This window comes from Streptomyces tateyamensis, from assembly GCF_003205575.1.
Classification (GTDB): Bacteria; Actinomycetota; Actinomycetes; order Streptomycetales; family Streptomycetaceae; genus Kitasatospora; species Kitasatospora tateyamensis.
Window position 1 is genome coordinate 1 of the sequence record NZ_PYBW01000155.1, and the last position, 19,226, is coordinate 19,226.

A 19,226-nucleotide genomic window follows, 5' to 3' on the forward strand; every position below is an offset into this window, starting at 1 on the left:
CGCCCCGCTCTCACGTCCGGGCGCTGGGCAGTCCGGGTGGTTCAACCCGCCTGCTGGTACAGCGCCTTCGTCACCTTGGGGTTGAGCAGCACCACCAGGCCGGCCAGCCCGGCCAGGCCCACCAGCACCCCGAGCACCGGCATCGCCCCGCTGCTCTGCCACATGTAGTAGGCGACCGGCAGGCAGAGCGAGTGGGTCAGCACCGCGGGGGTCCGCCCCCAGCTGCGCAGCCGCAGCAGCGCCCGGGCGGCCAGCAGCGGCAGCAGGCCCATCAGCAGGATCACCACGCCGCCGTACTCGGCCAGGCCCTGGTTCCTGGTGCTCTCCACCAGCGCGGCCACGATCATGTAGCCGCCCCAGGCCACCAGGGCGGTGCCCTCGGCCACGGTGAGGGCGACGGCGGCGAGCAACTGGGCCGGACGGGCGGCCGGTGCGGGTGCGGAGGTCTCTGCGGTCACCCCAGCAGGGTAGCCGCCGCCCCCGCGGCCCCGAGCCGTAGGCTGAGCCTCATGCGCGCGCTCCTGGTCGTGAACCCGAAGGCCACCACCACCAGTGGCCGCACCAGGGACGTCCTGACCCACGCCCTGCGCAGCGACCTGAAGCTGGACGTGGCGGTCACCGGGTACCGCGGCCACGCCCGCGACCTGGCCCGCCAGGCGGCCGCCGACGGCACGGTGGACCTGGTGGTGGCGCTGGGCGGCGACGGCACCGTCAACGAGGTGGTGAACGGCCTGCTGGCACACGGCCCGGGCGAGCGGGTGCCCCGGCTGGCGGTGGTGCCGGGCGGCTCGACCAACGTCTTCGCCCGCGCGCTGGGCCTGCCCAACCACCCCGTGGAGGCGACCGGGGTGCTGCTGGACGCGCTGGACCAGCGCCGCGAGCGGCAGATCTCGCTGGGCAAGGCGATGACCGAGGGGCTGCCGGACCGCTGGTTCACCTTCACCGCCGGGCTCGGCTTCGATGCCGGCGTGGTCGGTCGGGTGGAGGAGCAGCGCCGGTCCGGGCGCCGATCCACGCACGCGCTCTACGTCCGCGAGGCGCTCCGGCACTACGTCACCGAGCGTGAGCACCGGAAGAACGGCCCCGTCACCCTGGAACTGCCGGGCCGGGCCCCGCAGCCGGGGCTGGTGTTGTCCATAGTGTCGAACACCTCTCCGTGGACCTTCCTGGGCAACCGCCCGGTACTGCCTTCGCCCGCGGCTTCCTTCGAAACCGATCTGGACGTCTTCGGCATCACTCGAATGACGGCGTTCGGAACCGCTCGCACGGTCCGTCAGATCCTGTTGCCGCACACTCCTTCGGACCAATCCGGCACGGCCGCCGGACCGACCGGAAAGCACGTGGTCTCCTATCACGACGTCCGGCACTTCACCTTGGTTTCACAGGAACCGGCCCCATTTCAGGTCGATGGGGACCACCTTGGAGACCGGAGTCGCGTCAGTTTCACAGGCGTACGGCGGGCACTGCGTGTGATTGTGTGACCAGAAGGGGGTCCCGCCCTTCTTCTCGAACGCGCGAGCCCCCTTCACCCCATAGAAGTACTGCCTGTGAGGTAGGCGACACCGAAGAATCAAAAATTCCTCCTCGAAGGGGGTTGTATCCGAGCCCGAGGTTTGCGAACCTCTACATGGCGATCGGGACGCGGCGCAGCGGGACAGCGAAGCGGCCCCACTGACCGCGTACCACCTGGCCCCCGGCCGGGAGGCGCGCAGGATTCGCCCGAACCCCCCTCAGCAAAGACCGTCGGGCCTCACCGGCCGTAGGTCCCCTTTTGCCTTTGGGGGATTCGTGAAAGCGTTCACATTCACAAGCCACCATCGATAGTGCCGCTGGACCACCGTCCGTCGGCAGGAGGAGTTGGACGACCATGGACTGGCGCCACCGCGCTGTCTGCCGCGAAGAGGACCCGGAGCTGTTCTTCCCGATCGGGAACACCGGTCCTGCTCTGCTGCAGATCGAGGAAGCCAAGGCCGTGTGCCGCCGCTGTCCCGTCATGGAGCAGTGTCTGCAGTGGGCTCTGGAGACCGGCCAGGACGCCGGCGTCTGGGGCGGCATGAGCGAGGACGAGCGTCGTGCGATGAAGCGTCGCGCCGCCCGCAACCGCGCCCGCACTGCCTGAGCGAGCAGCTTCACAGCGCTCCGCTCGGTGATCGACGCGCAGCACCCGCCGCACCCGCAGTACCCGATCGACACATGATCACAGGCTTCGACCGCCGCTGAGTCGGAGCCTTCCGAGGAGCCGCCGCGCCCGGGCAATCCGGCCGGCGCGGCGAGCCGACACGCGGCTCAACTCGGTCCCGACACTTGCCACTGCTCACGCAGAGCAATACTGTGGACTTGGGACGCTCACCGTACGCAGTTTGCGGGGCGGGCGTCACGCCCGCACAGAGCCCCCGTTCCGACCGACTCCCCCCGACGGCCGGAGCGGGTTGAGAGGCCCTGCCGACCCTCCCCCCCCCGGTCGGCAGGGTCTCGTTTTTCTCCCCCGCCGCCGCACGACCCCCTGGGCGCCCGGCTTCTGACACCCCGTCAGCGGACCGGGATCTCCAGCACCACCTTGGTGCCGCCGCCCGGGGCCGCCACCATGTCGAAGGTGCCGCCCAGCTCACCGGTGGCCAGGGTGCGCACGATCTGCAGCCCGAGGTTGCCGCCCAGCTGCGGGTCGAAGCCCTCCGGCATGCCGCGCCCGTCGTCCTGAACGGTGATCAGCAGGTACTCCTCCGGCCGCGCCCCGCCCGTCCAACTGTCCGACCAGCCCTTGCCGGTGGCCGACGCCCGGCCGCGCAGCGCGCTGACGAACAGGGTGCCGGCGGTCTTCGGGCCGAAGGCGTGTTCGAGTGCGTTCTGCAGCAGCTCGGTCAGCACCATCGCCAGCGGCGTGGCCACCTCCGCCGACAGGATGCCGAAGCTGCCGCTGCGCCGGGTGGTGACCTGGCCGTCCTGGGAGAGCTCCATCACCATCGCCAGCACCCGGTCGGCGATCTCGTCGAAGGCCACCTTCTCGTCCAGGTTCTGCGAGAGGGTCTCGTGCACGATGGCGATCGAGCCGACCCGGCGCACCGCCTCGTCCAGCGCGCCGCGGGCGGCCTCGGAGTCCATCCGGCGCGACTGCAGCCGCAGCAGCGCCGCGACCGTCTGCAGGTTGTTCTTCACCCGGTGGTGGATCTCCCGGATGGTGGCGTCCTTGGTGATCAGTTCGCGGTCCCGGCGGCGCAGCTCGGTGACGTCGCGGACCAGCACCAGCGAGCCGGTGTGGGTGCCCTTGGGCTTGAGCGGGATGGCCCGCAGCGTGACCACGCCGCCCTGGACCTCCACCTCGGTCTGCCGCGGCGCCCAGCCGCTGGCCAGCTTGACCAGCGCCTCGTGCACCGCCCCGCGCGAAGGCGGCGCCAACTCAGCCGTGGTGCGCCCCAGGTGAACCCCCACCAGGTCGGTGGTCAGGCCCAACCGGTGGTAGGCGGAGAGCGCGTTGGGGCTGGCGTAGGTGACGATGCCGTCGGCGTCCAGCCGGATCAGGCCGTCGCCCACCCGGGGGGCCGCGTCCATGTCCACCTGCTCGCCCCGGTACGGGAAGGTGCCGGCCGCGATCATCTGGGCCAGGTCGGAGGCGCTCTGCAGGTAGGTGAGCTCCAGCCGGCTGGGCGTGCGCACGGTGAGCAGGTTGGTGTTGCGGGCGATCACGCCGAGCACCCGGCCCTCGCGCCGCACCGGGATCGACTCGACCCGCACCGGCACCTCCTCGCGCCACTCCGGGTCGCCCTCGCGCACGATCCGGCCCTCGTCGAAGGCGGCGTCCAGCAGCGGTCGGCGCCCGCGCGGGACCAGGTGGCCGACCATGTCGTCCTGGTACGAGGTGGGGCCGGTGTTGGGCCGCATCTGGGCCACCGAGACGTACCGGATGCCGTCCCAGGTGGGGATCCAGAGCACCAGGTCGGCGAAGGACAGGTCGGAGAGCAGCTGCCACTCCGAGACCAGCAGGTGCAGCCATTCCACGTCGGCACCGGTGAGGGTGGTGTGGCGGCGGACGAGTTCGTTCAGCGAGGGCACAGGGCGAGCGTAGCCAACCCGGCGCCGGACGGCGCGATCCGCCCGGGCCGCCGGGGCCGCACCGTCCTCGGAGCCAGTTGTCGCGCTCGTCTGGACAACCAAGATTGGTCTAGTCCACAATGGAAGAGCACCAAGGAGGGACCACACCGCGCAACTGCCCTGACCGCGCGCGGTCTCTCCTCGGTCGGCCGCCGGCTCACCGGGACCCCGCACAGTCCCGGTGCCGCAGCCGGCGACCGACGACAGCTCCGGGCTGCGGTGCCGCGCGGGTTGAGGGTCCCGCGTCGGCGCCGTGGCCCGTAGTGTTTTCCGCTGTTCCGCTTTTCCGCCCGGCTGCTGCCCCGCCCGCGCCCCCGCTCAGTGCGTCTCGGTCACCTTGGCCAGCGCGCGCGGCGCGTCCGGGTCCTGGCCGCGGGCGATGGTGATCTCGTAGGCCAGCTGCTGCAGCGGCAGGATCTCCAGGATCGGCTGCACCTCCTCCGGCACTCCGGCCGGCAGCGCGAAGCCTGCCGAGGCGGCCGCCACCTGGTCCCGCTGGCCCACCACCATCAGGTCCGCCCCGCGCCCGCGCAGCCGGTCCAGCACCGGCTGCAGCGCCTCGCCGCCCTTGCCGTCCGGCACGATCGCGATCACCGGCGAGACGTTGTCCACCATCGCCAGCGGCCCGTGCAGCAGGTCGGCGCCGGAGAACGGCTGGGCCGGGATGTAGGTGGTCTCCATCAGCTTGAGCGCCGCCTCCCGCGCGCTCGGGTAGCCGAAGCCGCGCGAGGTCAGCACCAGCCGCTGGGCGAACCGGTAGCGCTCGGCCAGCGCCCGCACCTCGGCCTGGCGCCCCAGCACCTGGGCCGCCAGCTGCGGCAGCTGCTCGGCCGCCGCCCCGCCCTGTCCGCGCAGGCCCTGCACGAACAGGAACAGGGCCAGCAGCTCGGCGGTGTAGGTCTTGGTGGCCGGCAGCGCCTTCTCCGGCCCGGCCAGCACGTCGATGTGGAACTCGGAGACCTCGGCCAGCGGGGAGCCCGGGTTGTTGGTGACCGCCAGGGTGACCGCGCCGCCCTCCCGGGCCGCCTTGGTGGAGGCGACCAGGTCGGGCGAGCCGCCGGACTGGCTGACCGTGACCACCAGCACGTCCCGCAGGTCGGGCCGGGCGCCGTAGGCGGTGGTGGTGGACATCGAGGCCAGCCCGGCCGGCTTGCCCAGCTCCACCTCCACCAGGTACTTCGCGTACAGCGCCGCGTTGTCCGAGGTGCCGCGGGCGGTCAGCAGCACGAACCGCGGACCGCGCGCGGCGATCTGCGCCGCGACCTGCCTGATCGGCGCCGCCCCCTCGTCCAGCAGCCGGCGCAGCACCGCGGGCTGCTCGGCCATCTCGGCCGCCATGATCCGGCCGGGCGGGTGGGTCGGCTGCTCGGGCATCGGGGCCCCTCTCGATGGGCGGACGGGTACCGGCCCACCGATGCTACGGCCCTGACGCATCGTCAGGACTGATTGTTGATCAGCTGGTTGATCTGCGCGTCGGCGGCCTTGGTGGCCTCGTCCACCGGCTTGCCGGCCAGGATCGAGCTGAGCATGTTGACCAGCACGTTCTGCTTCTCCACCTGGGCCCAGCCGGGTGCCAGCGGGGTGAACCAGGCATCCGGCACCGCGTTCGCCGCGGCCGCCGTCTCCGGCTTGTACTTGAGCGCGTCCAGCTGGGTCAGGTTGTTCGGCAGGATGTCCTTGCCGGCCAGCAGCGCCTCGGACTTGGTGCTGGTGAACAGCTTGATCCAGGCCTTGGCCGGGTCGGCGATGGTGGACTTGGCGGTGATCGCCAGGTCCGAGCCGCCGATGAAGCTGGGCAGCGGCTTGCCGTTCGGGCCGGGGAAGCCGGCCACCTTGAGCACGTCCTTGAGCGCCGCGTCGCCACCGGGCGGGGTGGCCGCACTGCCCGCCTCCCAGCCGTTGCCGTAGATCACCGCGGCCTTCTGCTTGCCGAGCACGTCCGACTGGTGCAGCTCGTTGACCGTCAGGTCGTTGTGGTTGTACTTCTTCACCAGCTCGACGAAGTGCTGGATGCCCTGCTGCGCCTTCGGGTCCTCCAGCGTGCCGTGCCAGTTGCCGGCCGCGTCGAACTTGGCGATCGAGCCGCCGTAGGCCGCCACGTACGACATCGCGGCGTACCAGTACGGGCCCGGCAGGTAGAGCGCGGAGAAGGCCTTGTCGCCCTTGGGGGCGTTCTGCTGGACCCTGTCCATGGCGGCCCGCAGGTCGTCCTCGGTCTTGGGGAAGTCGGCGCTGCCGGTGGCCTGTTGGAGCATCGCGGAGTTGTAGACCGCGACCCGGGCGCCGGCGTAGTACGGCACGCAGTAGAGCTTGCCGTTGTAGTTGCAGGTGTTCTCCAGGCCGCGGATCCAGGCGTCGGAGTTCTCGTAGTCGGCCTTGTTCACCTCGAGCAGCGAACCGCCCAGGATGTACTTCATGGTCTCGGTGTTGCCGAGCTCGACGACGTCCGGCGCCTTGCCCTGGCCGAGCGCGGTGTCCAGGTTGTTCACCTTGTCGGCCCAGGTCTGGTAGCTGAGCTTGATGGTGACGTTCGGGTAGAGCGCGGCGAACTCGTCGTTGACCTGCTGGACCAGCTCGGGCCAGCTGCTCTGGGCGTCGTTCATCAGCCAGACGGTGAGCGAGCCGGTGGCCGCCTTCGGGTCGGCGCTCTGCCTGGCGGGCCCTCCCGAGCCGCCCGACCCGCATGCGGCGGCTCCTGCGACCAGTGCGGTAACGACGGACGCGGCCAACAGCTGACGCTTCACGCGATCCTCCCGGAGGGACGGCAAGAGGGTGTTCCCGCGGCAGGATGGGCCAGGGGCAACCGAGAATTCCGACGGTGGACCCGATGTGGTCCAGACCAGATTTCTGGAGCCTGGCCTAGACCAAAGGCTGTGTCAACGCGATCGGTTCACTTGGCGGTCCGCCGTTGCACACCTGTTGTCAGCGATCAGCGCTCCGCTGTCGACCCGTCACTTGAGGTTCCCTTAAGGCCTGCTTAATGCATGACAATTCCCGTGCGAATGGTCTTCCCGCGGCCCGCCGGGAGCCGGGCGGCGGGATTCCGCGGGCCGCCCGGAAACCGGTACACCGGTGCCCCGGAACGGTAATTCCGTTCCGGGGCACCGGTGTTGAGCGGCGGTCGGAAAGTGTCGGACGGTCAGCCGCGGACCGAGGGCTGACCGGTGAGGACCTCCACCGCGGCGAGCCCGCAGACCCGGGCGGCACCGTGGGTGACGATGTGCAGCGCGCCGACCGGCTCGGCCTGCGGCACCCCCATCTCCACCACCAGGGCGTCGGGGCGGGAGGTCAGCAGCAGGCGCAGTGCCGCCGACATCCACCCGTGGCGGTGCACGTCGCGCACCACCAGGACCAGGCGGCGCCCCTGGGCCTCGGCGACCAGCGCGGCCACCAGCGGCTCCAGCTCGGCCTCCTCGGCCTGCTCCGGACCGACGCTGCGGCTGCGGGTGCCCGGGAAGCGCTCGGCCAGCATGCCGGCCACGCCCCACGGGGTCTCGTCGCCCACCGCGATGTTGGACTCCGGCGAGAAGGAGACCACGTACGGGCGCTCGGTGACCGGGAGGAACGGCTGCGCCGGGTCCTCGGTCACCTTGAGCGCCCGGCGGGCCGCCCGCAGGCCGATCGCCAGGTCCGGCTCCACCGGGGCCGCCTGGGCCGCCCCGGCGCCGAACCGCGCCTGCCGGGCCCAGCTGCCCAGCTCCCGCACCCGGGCGGCGGCGTCCGCCAGCCGCTGCTCGGCGAGCCGGCCCGAGCGGACCGCCTCCACGATCGCGTCGCGCAGCTGGAGCACCGTCTCCTCGTCGCACAGGCCGCCGCCCACGCAGATCGCGTCGGCACCCGCGGCCAGCGCCAGCACCGTCCCCTCCGCGATCCCGTAAGTGTCGGCGATGGCACCCATCTCCACCGCGTCGGTGACGATCAGGCCCTGGTAGCCGAGCCCGCCCGCGCTCTGCGGCCCGCGCAGCAGGCCGGAGAGCACCGCCTCGGACAGCGTGGCCGGGTAGACCGGGTCGAGCGCCGGGATCATGATGTGCGCGCTCATCACGGCCTTGGCGCCGGCCTCGACCGCCGCCGCGAAGGGCGGCAGGTCGCGCGAGCGCAGCAGGTCCTCCGCCACGTCGATCAGCGGCAGGCCGTGGTGCGAGTCCACGTTGGTGTCGCCGTGGCCGGGGAAGTGCTTGGCGCAGGCGGCCACCCCCGCCGACTGCAGGCCCTCCACCCAGGCCGCGGTGTGCCGGGCGCACAGCTCGGTGTCGGCGCCGAACGAGCGCACCCCGATCACCGGGTTGCCCGGGTTGGAGTTGACGTCGGCGGCCGGCGCCCAGTTGAAGTTGATGCCGCACTCGGCCAGCGCCCGGCCGAGCTCGCGGGCCACGTCCCGGGTCAGCGCCGGGTCGTCGACCGCGCCGAGCGCCAGGTTGCCCGGCCAGGAGGAGCCGGAGCCGACCTCCAGGCGGGTGACGTCGCCGCCCTCCTCGTCGATCGCGATCAGCAGGTCCGGGTTCTCCCGGCGCAGCTCGCGGCAGAGCTCGGTCAGCTGGGCCTGGCCGGTCACGTTGCGGCCGAACAGCGCCACCGAGCCGAGGCCGGCGGCGATGTGCCGGTGCACCCACTCGGGCGGCTCGGTGCCGTCGAAGCCGGGCTGCAGCACGGCGAGCGCGTCCCGGTGCAGCTGGTCGCTGTCGGGCACGGTCGGGATGAGGATGCTCATGCTGATCAGCCCTTCACCGCGCCGGCGGTCTGACCGCCGACCGCCTTGCGCTGGAAGAAGAGGAAGAGCACCAGGATCGGCAGCGCGAAGACGGTGGAGGCGGCCATGGTGGCGCCCCAGTCGTCGCCGAAGTTGGTCTGGAAGGAGCTCAGCCAGACCGGCAGCGTCTGCGCGGTGCCCGGGCCGGTGGCCTTGTTGAGCACCAGGACCAGCGGGAACTCGTTCCACGCGGTGATGAAGCCGAAGAGCGAGGTGGACATCAGGCCCGGGACCAGCAGCGGAAAGACCACCCGGACGAAGGCCTGCGGGCGGGTGCAGCCGTCCACCATGGCCGACTCCTCCAGCTCCTTGGGCACCGCCGCGATGAAGCCGCGCAGCGTCCAGACGGTGAAGGGCAGCACCATCATCATGTAGAAGATCATCAGCGGCACGAGGCTGTTGAGCATGTTGTTGTCACGGACGATCAGGTACACCGAGATGACCATGACCTCCCAGGGCGCCATCTGCGCCAGCATGATCACCAGGATGAAGGCCTTGCGGCCGCGGAAGCGCATCCGGGCCACCGCGAAGGCGGCCAGGGTGGCGATCACCAGCGAGGCGCCCACCGCGATCACGGTGACCAGCAGGCTGTTGCCGGCCATCTCCCAGAACTGCGGGGCCTTGAACGCGGTGCTGAAGTGCTCCAGCGTGGCGTGGAAGGGGATGAAGACCGGGGTCTTGCTGATGATGTCCTTGTTCGGCTTGAACGAGGTGGAGACCATCCAGTAGACCGGGAAGGCGAAGAAGACCAGCAGGACAAGGGCGATGACATTGGGCCAGCTGCGGCCAAAGAGAGAGCGCCTCACAGCTCGTCCTCCTGCTTCAGAATGACTCGGAAGTACGGGACCATGGCCAGCGCCAGCATCACCATGGTCAGGATGGCGATCGCGCTGCCGACGCCGAAGTGCTGGTTGCCGATGCCCTCGACGAAGGAGTAGACCGGCATGGTCTCGGTGGACCGCTCGGGGCCGCCGCCGTCGATCGTGTAGACCTGGGTGAAGGACTTGAAGACCCAGATGATCTCCAGGAAGGTCGTCCCCAGGAAGAAGGGCTTCAGGCTCGGGTAGATCACCGAGCTGAAGATCTTGAACGCGCCGGCGCCGTCCATCCGGGCGGCCTCGTACAGCTCGGTCGGGATCGTGGTCAGGCCCGCGTACATGTTGAACGCCACGAACGGGATCGAGCCCCAGACGATCAGCAGGATGATCACGAAGAACGTGGAGGCCTGGTTCCCGGTCCAGTTGTAGGTGGCCATGCTGTGCCAGCCGAGCTTGTCCAGGCCCCAGTTGACCACGCCGTAGCGCGAGTCGAAGAGCCACAGGTAGACGGTGGACTGCGCCACGAACGGCATCGCCCAGGCCAGGATCAGGCCGACCCCGAGGGTCAGCCGCATCTTGCTGCCGAGCCGGTTGAGCAGCAGGCCGACCAGGGTGCCGCCGACCATGATCAGCACCACGTTGATCGCGGTGAAGACCACCGAGCGCTCGGTGGTGTGCCAGAAGTCGGCACTGGTCAGCTGGTCCGTGTAGTTGGAGAAGCCGGTCCACTCGGTCAGGTGCTGGATCAGCTGACGCTTGTTCAGGTTCTGCAGCGACAGGACGAAGGTGTTGACCAGCGGCCAGAGCAGCAGCGTCAGGGTGGCCAGCATGGCCGGCGCCAGCAGCGCGTACGGCGCGAACCGGGACAACAGCCCGGGGCCGGACCTTCTGGGCCCGCTCAGGGAGTCGCCCGGAACCGCCCCGTCAGTGTTGCTGGGCCCTGGGGCCTGGGCCCGCACCGGGTCCGACTGAACAGCCATCGCTCTCTCTTCCTCACGCCTGGCCGAAACGTGGCGGCCACCGTCCGGCCGCCCGCGCGGCCACAAACAGGGCGGCGGCGGCGCCCGCCGGCCCCTTCGGGAGCCGGCGGGCGACGCCGCTCGGTGCTACTAGTTCTTCTGCGCGAGACGCTTGGTGATCTCGTCGTCGTACTTCTTGGCCAGGCTGTCGTAGTCCCCGCCCTGGAGGGCGGCGGCCATGAAGTCCTTGATCGGGTTCGGCGTGTTCTCGACGTTCGCCCAGGCCGGGATGTTCGGCGTGGTCGCACCGTTGGTGGAGGCCGGGATGGCCGCCTTCGCGTAGTCCGAGGTGGCCAGCGCGTTCAGCGAGGTCTTGTTCGGGACCAGGCCGGCGGCGGCCATCATGCCCTCGTACTTGTCCGAGAGCGCGATCTTCAGGAAGCCCTTGGCCAGGTCCTGGTTCTTGCTCGCCTGGGCCACGGCCAGGTTCGAGCCGCCCAGGAAGACGCCCGACGGCTTGTCGGCGGTCAGGCCCGGCAGCGGGAAGTAGCCCACGTTGTCGGCCGGCATGTCCTTGGGGGCCGGAGCCTCCCAGCCGAGGCCGATCATCGCGCCGACGTCGCCCTTGGGGAAGATCGTCATCTGCTGCGGGGTGGCCTCGTCCTTGTCCTTCGGAGCGGCCGAGTAGCTCTGCAGCTTCTGGTAGGTCTGGAAGGCGGCCTTGGCCTCCGGCGACTCCAGGTTGCCGACCCAGCTGGAACCGGACTGCTTGGCGATCTGGCCGCCGGTGCCGGCCAGCAGGCCGAAGTAGGTGTACCACTCCTGGCCCGGCAGGTAGATCGGGTTGCCGACGCCGGCCGCCTTCAGCTTGTCCAGGTCCTGGTAGAACTCGTCCAGGGTCTTCGGAGCGCCGCTGATGCCGGCCTTCGTCCACAGGCCCTTGTTGTAGATGACGACGCGGTTGGCGAAGTACCACGGGGCGGCGTACTGCTTGCCGTCCAGCACCGAGGAGGCGTTCAGGTTGCTCGCCCAGTCGCTGCCGCCCAGGTCTGCCTTGTCCTTGGTGATGTCCAGCAGGCCACCGGTGGCCGCGTAACCCGCGGTCTGGGTGTTGCCGACCTCGAGGACGTCCACCGAACCCTCGGAGAGGGCGGTGGTGATCTTCTGGCCGATGCCGTCCCACTTCTGGATCTGGATGTTGAGCTTGGCGCCCGGGAACTGCGACTCGAAGTCCGCCTTGACCCCGTCCTGCCAGGCCTGCGGCGCGGAGCCGTCCATGAACCAGGCGGTGAGGGTCTTGCCGTTGTAGTTGGCCGGCTTGCTGCTGGAGCTGCTCGCGGTGTCCGAAGACTTCGACGAGCTGCAGGCCGCGACGCCGACGACCATGGCCGCGACGCCGACCGCCGCGATGAGCTGACGCTTCACGCCATCCTCCTGAGGGATGCCCGGGTGCCCCCATCGGTGGCCAGCGGCAGATCCACACGAATCGTGCGAAAGCGGCGCCGAGACCCGCGAGTGGGTGGGGATTCATGAGTGTGGTCTGCAGTGGTGTAGACCAGATGCCTGGAGCTTGGCCTAGACCAATGGCACTGTCAACGGGCCGATGAGCAATCCGGACGAGCCGTTATCAAGCCGACACCGCTCATCGTTCATCGCGTGATGAGCTCCCCGTCGCCGTGGCATACGTGCGACGATGTGTGCCGTTAACGAGGTAGTGGGGCTCCTGAGGGCCCCGCGAGGGGTCCAGCAGGGCCCCGCGGAGAAGCGGAGAAGCGGCCATGAGCAGCGACGGGGGCACCACGGCCCAGCTCCCCCAGGCCCAGGCGGTGCCCACGCAGGCCGGTACGGCCGGCAAGACGGCGGAGGGCGACCCCGCGTCCGCACGCGTGCCCAAGTACTACGGGCTGAAGCGCCACCTGCTCCAGCTCACCGAGACCCAGCCGGCCGGCACCCCGGTCCCGCCGGAGCGGGCGCTGGCCGCCCAGTTCGACACCTCCCGCACCACGGTGCGCCAGGCCCTGCAGGAACTGGTGGTCGAGGGGCGGCTGGAGCGGATCCAGGGCAAGGGGACCTTCGTCGCCAAGCCCAAGGTGGCGCAGGCCCTGCAGCTGACCTCCTACACCGAGGACATGCGCGCCCAGGGGCTGGAGCCCACCTCGCGGCTGATCGAGGTCGGCTACATCACCGCCGACGACCGGATCGCCCCGCTGCTGGACATCAAGCCCGGCAGCCGGGTGCTGCGGATCGAGCGGCTGCGGCTGGCCAACGGCGATCCGATGGCGATCGAGGTGGCCCACCTGTCGGCCAAGCGCTTCCCGGCACTGCGCCGCAACCTGATCAAGCACAACTCGCTCTACACCGCGCTGCGCGAGGTGTACGGCGTGGTGGTGGCCGAGGCCGAGGAGACCATCGAGACCACACTGGCCAACCCGCGCGAGGCCGGCCTGCTCGGCTCCGACCTGGGGCTGCCGATGCTCCAGCTGTCCCGGCACTCCTTCGACCCCGAGGGCGCCCCGGTGGAGTGGGTCCGCTCGATCTACCGCGGCGACCGGTACAAGTTCATCACCCGGCTGCAGCGCCCGAGCTGACCTCGCGGCACGCGGGAAGGGGCGCTCCCGGCCGGGGGCGCCCCTTCCCGCATCCGGTCCCGGTGCGTCCCGATGCCGGTCCCGGCGTCCGGTCCCGGCCCGGGCGAACTGACGCAGCGCCAGAGTTCGGCCGGAGCGACCGTCCAGTTTGCGAGACCCCCGGTTATGACTGGTGACACGAGGGCATGAGGTGCCCTACATTCCGACCAGTCCAAGCCGATCACCAAGGGCGCTGCTCGGCGGGCGCGTCGGAACCCGGGGCGCTGCGGCGCTGCTGGGGATCTCCCTGCCACCGCCGGAGCCGCTCATGACGCTCGAACCCGACGCCCCCGCAGCACCACCGGGCCTTCTGCCCCCCGTGACCCCCGCCCGGGTCCTGGCCGGCCTCAGCCTGGCCGTCCCGGTGGTCGCGCTGCTCTGGGTCAACTCCTACGCGAAGCTGACCCCGAAGCTGGGCGGCGTGCCGTTCTTCTACTGGTACCAGATCCTCTGGATCCCGGTCTCGGCGCTCTTCACCGGCGCCGCCTACCTGCTGCTCAACCACGACGCGCGCCGGCGCAAGGCCGCCCGCGGGGGTGAGGTGCGATGAGCCACGGCGTGAACACGGGCGCCCTGGTGGTGTTCGTCCTCTTCTTCCTGCTGGTCACCGTGCTGGGCTTCCTGGCCTCCCGCTGGCGCCGGTCCGACAACGGCCTGCACCTGGACGAGTGGGGCCTGGGCGGGCGCAGCTTCGGGACCTGGATCACCTGGTTCCTGCTGGGCGGCGACCTCTACACCGCCTACACCTTCATCGCGGTCCCGGCCGCGGTCTACGGGGCCGGCGCCGCGGGCTTCTTCGCCGTGCCGTACACGATCATCGCCTACCCGCTGGTCTTCCTCTTCCTGCCCCGGCTCTGGTCGGTGGCCCGCAGCCGCGGCTACGTGACCCCCGCCGACTTCGTGCGCGGGCGGTACGGCTCGCGCGGCCTGGCGCTGGCCGTCGCGGTGACCGGGATCCTGGCCACCATGCCGTACATCGCGCTGCAGCTGGTCGGCATCCAGGCGGTGCTGGACACCCTCGGGGTGGGCGGCGGGTCGAGCAGCAACTGGTTCGTCAAGGACCTGCCGCTCTTCCTGGCCTTCGCGGTGCTGGCCGCCTACACCTACTCCTCGGGCCTGCGGGCGCCGGCGCTGATCGCCTTCGTCAAGGACACCCTGGTCTACATCGTGATCATCGTCGCGGTGGTCTACCTGCCGATGCGGCTGGGCGGCTACGGGCACATCTTCGACGCGGCCGCGACCAAGTTCAACGCGGTCAACCCGAAGACCCACCAGCCGGTCGGCTCCATGATCACCGGCCCGAAGGCGCAGTGGGGGTACGCGACCCTGGCGTTCGGCTCGGCGCTCGCGCTCTTCATGTACCCGCACACCGTCACCGGCGTGCTGGCCGCCAAGTCGCGCAACACCGTGCGCCGCAACATGGCGATCCTGCCCGCCTACTCGCTGATGCTGGGCCTGCTGGCGCTGCTCGGCTTCCTGGCGATCGCGGCCGGGGTGGGCAAGGACGCCAACGGCAAGGCCATCGCCGGCTTCAACCCGCAGCTGGCGGTGCCGGAGCTGTTCTCCAAGCTCTTCCCGGACTGGTTCACCGGGGTGGCCTTCGCCGCGATCGGGATCGGCGCCCTGGTGCCGGCCGCGATCATGTCGATCGCCGCGGCCAACCTGTTCACCCGCAACATCTACAAGGAGTTCCTGCGGCCCGACGCCACCCCGGAGGCGGAGACCAAGGTCGCCAAGGTGGTCTCGCTGCTGGTCAAGGTCGGCGCGCTGGTCTTCGTGCTCGGCATGGACAAGCAGCTGGCGATCAACCTGCAGCTGCTCGGCGGGATCTGGATCCTGCAGACCTTCGTCTCGGTGGTGGCCGGCCTGTTCACCCGCTGGTTCCACCGCTGGGCGCTGCTGGCCGGGTGGGCCGTCGGCATGGTCTACGGCACCTGGAAGGCGTACGGAATCGCCTCGCCCGCCACCAAGCACTTCGGCGGCAGCAGCGCGGCCATCCCGGTGATCGGCCAGATCGGCTACATCGGGCTGACCGCGTTCGTGCTCAACCTGATCGTGGCGGTCGTGCTCACCCTGGTGCTCAAGGCGGCCAAGGCCCCCGAGGGCGTGGACGAGACCACCGCGGCGGACTACAGCGCGGAGGAGGGCGACCCCGAGCTTGCGGATGCGCCCCAGCCGGTCGCGGCGCATTAAGCGCCCCAGCGCGCGCCCTGTGATCGCGCCGTCATCGCCCTCAACACTGAGGTGATGGCGGCGCGATCACATGTATGACGTCCTTGGGGCGTCGTCCACGCACCGACCAGCGGTGATACCGAGCCAACGGGGAGCGGGCATGCCAGAGCCGAGCACCATCCTGAACGGACAGCCGCGCCGGGAAACCGCGCCCGAGCTGCCCTCGGTCCTGATCGCCACCCGGCACGGCCAGAGCACCGCGAACGTCGAGTTCCAGCTGGCCGAGGCCAACGGGGCGCTGACGGTGCCGATCAGCTGCCGGGACGCCGACATCCCGCTCTCCATGCACGGGCAGGCCCAGGCCCAGGCCTTCGGGCGCTGGTGGGCCGAGCTGCCGACCGGCGACCGGCCGAGATCGCTCTGGTGCTCGCCGTACGTGCGGGCGGCGGAGACGGCGCGGATCGCGCTGGCCCAGGCGGCCGGGCTCGGCTCGGTGCCGGTGGGCCTGCCGGTGCGCTACGACGAGCGGCTGCGCGACCGGGAGCTGGGCGTGCTGGAGATGCTCACCGCGGCGGCCATCGAGAAGCACCACCCCGAGGAGGCGGCCCGGCGGCGGCGGATGGGCGAGCTCTACTACCGTCCGCCCGGCGGCGAGAGCTGGGCGGACGTGGCGCTGCGGGTGCGGGACTGCCTGCGCGACCTGTGCGCCGAGGAGGCCGGGCACCCGGTGCTGCTGGTGGCGCACGACAACGTACTGCTGATGCTGCGGTACGTGCTGGACCGGCTCAGCGAGGCGGAGCTGCTGGAGCTGGACGTGGTGGCCAACTGCTCGGCGAGCATCTGGCGTTCGGTGGACGGACGGCTGTGCGCCGAGCAGTGGAACGGGACCGGGCACCTGCCTGCAACCAACTGACGGCCAGTCAGAGCCCGGGCAGGAGAACCTCCTTCGCGGCCGTCCGCCGGATGCTCCGGCGGGCGGCCGCTCTGCTGTGCGCACGGACTTATGCGCGTTTCTGTTCATTCTGTCGGTTCTATTGACTGGAATGAGCATGGCCGGTCCACTAGGTGCACCTCAGCACCCGTGCACCTCCTCGGAAGGAGCCTCCCGTGCCCCCGGTCCGCCGCACCCTCCACGCCCTGCTGACCGCCTCCGCGCTGCTCGCCCTGCCGCTGGCCAACTCCCCCGCCGCCACCGCGGCCGCACCACCTGCCGCACCGTCAACTCCCGCCGCCGCACCGCTCCTCGCCGCCACTCCCCCGATGGGATGGAACGACTGGGCGCACTACCAGTGCGGGATCACCGAGCAGACCATCACCGGCAACGCCGACGCGCTGGTCAGCAGCGGACTGGCGGCCAAGGGCTACACCACCGTGACGGTGGACGACTGCTGGATGGCGGGCAGTCGCGACAGCGCCGGCAACCTGGTCGCCGACCCGGTCAAGTTCCCGCACGGGATGGCCTGGTTGGGCGCCTACCTGCACGGCAAGGGCCTGAAGTTCGGCATCTACGAGGACGCCGGCTCCAGCACCTGCGGCGGCTACCCCGGCAGCGGGCGGCCGCAGGGCGGCGGGGCCGACCACTTCGTCCAGGACGCCGCCTCGTTCGCCGCCTGGGGCGTGGACTACCTGAAGCTGGACGGCTGCAACGTGTACGTCGCCGCCGGCCAGTCCCAGGAGGCCGCCTACCGCCAGGCCTACGACGCCCAGGCCGCCGCGCTGGCCGGCAGCGGCCGGGCGATCACCTTCTCCGAGTCCGCGCCCGCGTACTTCCAGAGCGGCGAGTGGGGCAGCCCCAGCTGGTTCTCGGTGCTGGGCTGGGTCGGCCAGGACGGCCAGCTCTGGCGTGAGGGCTACGACATCGCCACCTTCGACGCGAGCAGGCCGAACACCTCCCGGTGGAGCTCCGTGCTGTCCAACTACGGCTACAACCGGTGGATCGGGCGCTACGCCAAGCCCGGCAACTGGAACGACCCCGACTTCCTGATCGCCGGCGACGGCGGCCTGAGCGACGAGGAGTCACGCAGCCAGGTGGCGCTCTGGTCGATGATGGCGGCCCCGATGATCCTCTCCTCGAACGTCGCCCAGCTGACCCCCGCGGGCCTGGCCGCGCTCGGCAACACCGACCTGATCGCGCTGGACCAGGACAGCCTGGGCCGCCAGGCCTCGGTGGCCTCGTCCAACGCCAGCACCGACGTGCTGGTGCGCCCGCTGGCGAACGGCGACCGTGCGGTGGCCGTGCTCAACCGCTCGGCGAGCGCCGCCGCACTCTCCGTCCCGCTGGCCGACGCGGGCCTGGCGAACTGCACAGTGACCGCCAAGAACCTGTGGACCGGGGCGGGTTCGACCGTCTCCAGCGCGCTGACCGCGACCGTCCCGGCGCACGGCACCGCGGTGTGGCGGCTCACCCCGAACGGCTGCGCGGCCGCGGTGCCGACCGGCCAGCTGACCGGCAACGGGGCCAAGTGCGCGGACGACTCCGGCAGCGCCACCACCGACGGCAACCCGGTGATCCTCTACACCTGCACCGGCAACGCCAACCAGCGCTGGTCGCTGCCCGGTGACGGGACCGTGCGCACCCTGGGCAAGTGCCTGACCGCCTCGGGCACCGCGGCCGGCTCCTGGGCCGTGCTGTCCGGCTGCACCGGCGCCACCACCCAGCAGTGGAGCTACCGCGGCGACGGCACCCTGGCCAACACCGCCTCCGCCCTGTGCCTGGACGTCTACGGCGGCGGCACCGCCGACGCCACCCGGCTGGACATCTGGACCTGTGGCAGCCACCAGTCCAACCAGGCCTGGTCGCTGCCCGGCTGACCGTGAAGGACCGCACCGCCGGCCGGCCGCGGGCGCCCCGGCGCCCGCGGCCGGCTCGCGGCGTCCCGGCCCCCGGCGACGGCACCGGCCCGCGGATTGGCACACTTGTCCGATGGACTTCGTCATTCGCCGCGCGCTCGACACCGACCTGACCGCCGCCGGTGAGGTGACCGTGGAGGCGTTCGTCGGGGACGGCCACACCCCGCCCGACGCGCAGTACGTGACGCTGCTGCGCGACGCCCGGCGCCGGGCCGCCGAGGCGGAGCTGCTGGTCGCCGTCGACGCGGCGGGCCGGGTGCTCGGGACCGTGACGCTGGCGGTGGGCGGCGGCGAGTGGGCCGACATCGCCCGCTCGGACGAGGGCGAGATCCGGATGCTGGCCGCCGCCGGCGCCGCCCGGGGACTCGGCGTGGGCGAGGCGCTGGTGCGCGCGGCGGTGGACCGGTGCCGCGAGCTGGGCCTGGCGGGCCTGGCCTTCTCCACCCGCCCCGGCATGAAGGCCGCGCACCGGATCTACGAGCGGGTCGGCTTCGCCCGGGCCCCGGAGCGCGACTGGTGCCCGCGCGAGGGCATCGACCTGTGGGTGTACGCAATGGCCTTCTGAGGCCTGCCGGGACAGCGGCACGGTCCCGGCTGACCCGCAATCAGGCCGGTTCCGCGAAGCGGCCAGCACCACAGCGCGACGGATCCGACACGCCGTGAACACTACATCTGGGCCTTCGTCGGGCAGCCGCCACTACATGTATGCTCACTCTCGCTGTCGACGCAGGGGAACCCGGTGCAAGTCCGGGACTGCCCCGCAGCGGTGAGCGCTACCGGCCCCGGCCGGCTCCGCGAGTCCGAGTACCTGCCGACGGTGTGCCATCCGGGCCTCCCCGCAGAGGCCTTCACAGCACCAGCACCGTCCGGCCCCGCGGGTGGGTCAGGGTGACGACGCGCGGCGGAACGATCCGGCGTGCCGTTTTCCCCTGCCGCGCGCTTGGCCGGACACCGTCCGCCGCCG

At 71.1% G+C, this 19,226-nt stretch carries 16 protein-coding genes and 1 riboswitch; of the genes, 8 read left to right on the plus strand and 8 right to left on the minus strand.

Features of this window, described 5'->3' with window-relative positions; translation table 11 throughout:
* Positions 1 to 41 precede the first annotated feature (41 nt).
* Positions 42 to 458 carry a hypothetical protein gene (locus C7C46_RS30465; protein WP_110673165.1) on the minus strand — a complete coding sequence of 139 codons (417 nt, stop codon included), beginning with the start codon at positions 456 to 458 and terminating at the stop codon, positions 42 to 44.
* A 51-nt stretch (positions 459 to 509) separates the two neighbouring features.
* Here C7C46_RS30465 and C7C46_RS30470 point away from each other — a divergent pair, with 51 nt between their 5' ends.
* Together C7C46_RS30470 and C7C46_RS30475 are read left to right on the plus strand one after the other, a co-directional pair.
* Complete coding sequence (locus C7C46_RS30470; RefSeq protein WP_110673166.1) at positions 510 to 1,481, plus strand: diacylglycerol/lipid kinase family protein; 972 nt, start codon at positions 510 to 512, stop codon at positions 1,479 to 1,481.
* A gap of 386 nt (positions 1,482 to 1,867) precedes the next feature.
* Positions 1,868 to 2,119, plus strand: a complete 252-nt coding sequence (locus tag C7C46_RS30475; protein ID WP_014138019.1) for a WhiB family transcriptional regulator — start codon at positions 1,868 to 1,870, stop codon at positions 2,117 to 2,119.
* Between the two features lie 410 nt (positions 2,120 to 2,529).
* Here the strand turns inward: C7C46_RS30475 and C7C46_RS30480 are convergent, their stop codons facing one another.
* From C7C46_RS30480 to C7C46_RS30510, 7 genes are all read right to left on the minus strand, one after another.
* On the minus strand, positions 2,530 to 4,047 hold the full coding sequence (locus C7C46_RS30480) for a sensor histidine kinase (RefSeq protein WP_181442618.1): 1,518 nt from the start codon (positions 4,045 to 4,047) through the stop codon (positions 2,530 to 2,532).
* A gap of 357 nt (positions 4,048 to 4,404) precedes the next feature.
* Positions 4,405 to 5,460, minus strand: a complete 1,056-nt coding sequence (locus C7C46_RS30485) for an SIS domain-containing protein (RefSeq protein ID WP_110673167.1) — start codon at positions 5,458 to 5,460, stop codon at positions 4,405 to 4,407.
* Positions 5,461 to 5,522: 62 nt separating this feature from the next.
* On the minus strand, positions 5,523 to 6,830 hold the full coding sequence (locus tag C7C46_RS30490) for an extracellular solute-binding protein (RefSeq protein ID WP_110673168.1): 1,308 nt from the start codon (positions 6,828 to 6,830) through the stop codon (positions 5,523 to 5,525).
* Between the two features lie 395 nt (positions 6,831 to 7,225).
* Complete coding sequence (locus C7C46_RS30495; protein ID WP_110673169.1) at positions 7,226 to 8,797, minus strand: glycoside hydrolase family 3 protein; 1,572 nt, start codon at positions 8,795 to 8,797, stop codon at positions 7,226 to 7,228.
* Between the two features lie 5 nt (positions 8,798 to 8,802).
* Entirely contained in the window at positions 8,803 to 9,642 is an 840-nt protein-coding gene (locus C7C46_RS30500; RefSeq protein WP_110673170.1) for a carbohydrate ABC transporter permease, read from the minus strand.
* Positions 9,639 to 10,634 carry a carbohydrate ABC transporter permease gene (locus C7C46_RS30505; RefSeq protein ID WP_110673171.1) on the minus strand — a complete coding sequence of 332 codons (996 nt, stop codon included), beginning with the start codon at positions 10,632 to 10,634 and terminating at the stop codon, positions 9,639 to 9,641. The genes C7C46_RS30500 and C7C46_RS30505 overlap by 4 nt, the downstream gene beginning before the upstream one ends.
* A gap of 129 nt (positions 10,635 to 10,763) precedes the next feature.
* Positions 10,764 to 12,038, minus strand: coding sequence for an extracellular solute-binding protein (locus C7C46_RS30510; RefSeq protein ID WP_110673172.1), 1,275 nt, complete (start codon positions 12,036 to 12,038; stop codon positions 10,764 to 10,766).
* 353 nt (positions 12,039 to 12,391) lie between these two features.
* Here C7C46_RS30510 and C7C46_RS30515 point away from each other — a divergent pair, with 353 nt between their 5' ends.
* The 6 genes from C7C46_RS30515 (at position 12,392) to C7C46_RS30540 (ending at position 18,827) form a co-directional block, all read left to right on the plus strand.
* Positions 12,392 to 13,201, plus strand: coding sequence for a GntR family transcriptional regulator (locus tag C7C46_RS30515; RefSeq protein ID WP_245985205.1), 810 nt, complete (start codon positions 12,392 to 12,394; stop codon positions 13,199 to 13,201).
* A gap of 307 nt (positions 13,202 to 13,508) precedes the next feature.
* Positions 13,509 to 13,790 carry a DUF3311 domain-containing protein gene (locus tag C7C46_RS30520; protein ID WP_110673173.1) on the plus strand — a complete coding sequence of 94 codons (282 nt, stop codon included), beginning with the start codon at positions 13,509 to 13,511 and terminating at the stop codon, positions 13,788 to 13,790.
* Positions 13,787 to 15,433, plus strand: coding sequence for a monocarboxylate uptake permease MctP (mctP, locus tag C7C46_RS30525; RefSeq protein WP_110673174.1), 1,647 nt, complete (start codon positions 13,787 to 13,789; stop codon positions 15,431 to 15,433). The genes C7C46_RS30520 and mctP overlap by 4 nt, the downstream gene beginning before the upstream one ends.
* 139 nt (positions 15,434 to 15,572) lie before the next feature.
* A complete protein-coding gene (locus C7C46_RS30530; RefSeq protein WP_110673175.1) occupies positions 15,573 to 16,325 on the plus strand; it encodes a histidine phosphatase family protein in 753 nt (250 codons plus the stop codon).
* 194 nt (positions 16,326 to 16,519) lie between these two features.
* Entirely contained in the window at positions 16,520 to 18,223 is a 1,704-nt protein-coding gene (locus C7C46_RS30535) for a ricin-type beta-trefoil lectin domain protein (RefSeq protein WP_110673176.1), read from the plus strand.
* Positions 18,224 to 18,335: 112 nt separating this feature from the next.
* Entirely contained in the window at positions 18,336 to 18,827 is a 492-nt protein-coding gene (locus C7C46_RS30540; protein ID WP_110673177.1) for a GNAT family N-acetyltransferase, read from the plus strand.
* 134 nt (positions 18,828 to 18,961) lie between these two features.
* Positions 18,962 to 19,092: riboswitch (cobalamin riboswitch) on the plus strand.
* The last annotated feature ends 134 nt before the right edge of the window (positions 19,093 to 19,226 follow it).

Coding starts and splice junctions, on each gene's coding strand:
- C7C46_RS30470 (WP_110673166.1), top strand. CDS start 510: ATGCGCGCGCTCCTGGTCGTGAACCCGAAGGCCACCACCACCAGTGGC.
- C7C46_RS30475 (WP_014138019.1), top strand. CDS start 1,868: ATGGACTGGCGCCACCGCGCTGTCTGCCGCGAAGAGGACCCGGAGCTG.
- C7C46_RS30485 (WP_110673167.1), bottom strand. CDS start 5,460: ATGCCCGAGCAGCCGACCCACCCGCCCGGCCGGATCATGGCGGCCGAG.
- C7C46_RS30495 (WP_110673169.1), bottom strand. CDS start 8,797: ATGAGCATCCTCATCCCGACCGTGCCCGACAGCGACCAGCTGCACCGG.
- C7C46_RS30505 (WP_110673171.1), bottom strand. CDS start 10,634: ATGGCTGTTCAGTCGGACCCGGTGCGGGCCCAGGCCCCAGGGCCCAGC.
- C7C46_RS30515 (WP_245985205.1), top strand. CDS start 12,392: ATGAGCAGCGACGGGGGCACCACGGCCCAGCTCCCCCAGGCCCAGGCG.
- C7C46_RS30520 (WP_110673173.1), top strand. CDS start 13,509: ATGACGCTCGAACCCGACGCCCCCGCAGCACCACCGGGCCTTCTGCCC.
- mctP (WP_110673174.1), top strand. CDS start 13,787: ATGAGCCACGGCGTGAACACGGGCGCCCTGGTGGTGTTCGTCCTCTTC.
- C7C46_RS30530 (WP_110673175.1), top strand. CDS start 15,573: ATGCCAGAGCCGAGCACCATCCTGAACGGACAGCCGCGCCGGGAAACC.
- C7C46_RS30540 (WP_110673177.1), top strand. CDS start 18,336: ATGGACTTCGTCATTCGCCGCGCGCTCGACACCGACCTGACCGCCGCC.